Origin of the sequence: Acinetobacter sp. MB5, from assembly GCF_003261585.1 — a bacterium.
GTDB lineage: Bacteria > Pseudomonadota > Gammaproteobacteria > Pseudomonadales > Moraxellaceae > Acinetobacter.
Genome location: NZ_POVU01000048.1, coordinates 1 through 742, shown reverse-complemented (window position 1 = coordinate 742; position 742 = coordinate 1). Strand labels below are relative to the sequence as shown.

The window sequence follows — 742 nt, the reverse complement described above, 5'->3', positions numbered from 1 at the left end:
AATACGCTTACCGCCTTCTAGGAACTGTTTAATCAGCGGATGAGTTTTCCAGCGCTGCATTTCCATAAATGGATAAACATGCGGATTGTCATAAGACAAGTCAGCAATCACGCCCAAAGACACTTGGTTGTTTTCACCATGATATAACCACCAGCCGCCTGCTGTACCAGTTTCTGCAAAAGGCCAGCCTGTACCATGCATCACCAAACCTTCTTGGTGTTTGGCTGGGTCAATTTCCCAAAGCTCTTTAATCCCAATCCCGTAATGCTGCGGATCAGCATCTTTATCGAGGCTGTACTTCGCAATCAGACGTTTGCCTAAATGACCACGGCAACCTTCTGCAAATAAGGTGTATTTGGCATGCAGTTCATAACCAGGCGCAAAGTTGTGGGTCGGTTGACCATCTTTACCAATGCCCATGTCACCTGTTTGAATGCCTTTCACAGAACCATCTTCATGGAACAGAATTTCAGATGCGGCAAAGCCCGGGAATACCGAAACTTCCAGTTCTTCAGCTTTCTGACCGAGCCAACGAACCACATTACCCAAAGACACCACATAGTTGCCATTGTTATGCATGGTTTTTGGTACCATCCAGTGAGGGGCTTCTTTATGCGTGCTGTCAGACAGCAAGAAATAGGTTTTGTCCTCTGTCACAGGAACATTCAGCGGTGCACCTTCTTCTTTCCAGTTTGGAAAGAGCTCATTGAGCGCACGAGGTTCAAGAACAGCACCAGAAAGA

General features: G+C 46.6%; 1 protein-coding gene. It reads right to left on the bottom strand.

What is annotated here, in order from left to right:
• The coding region (locus C1A47_RS17540; protein ID WP_162625987.1) for an NAD(P)/FAD-dependent oxidoreductase at nt 1–742 on the bottom strand (742 nt) is incomplete at both ends.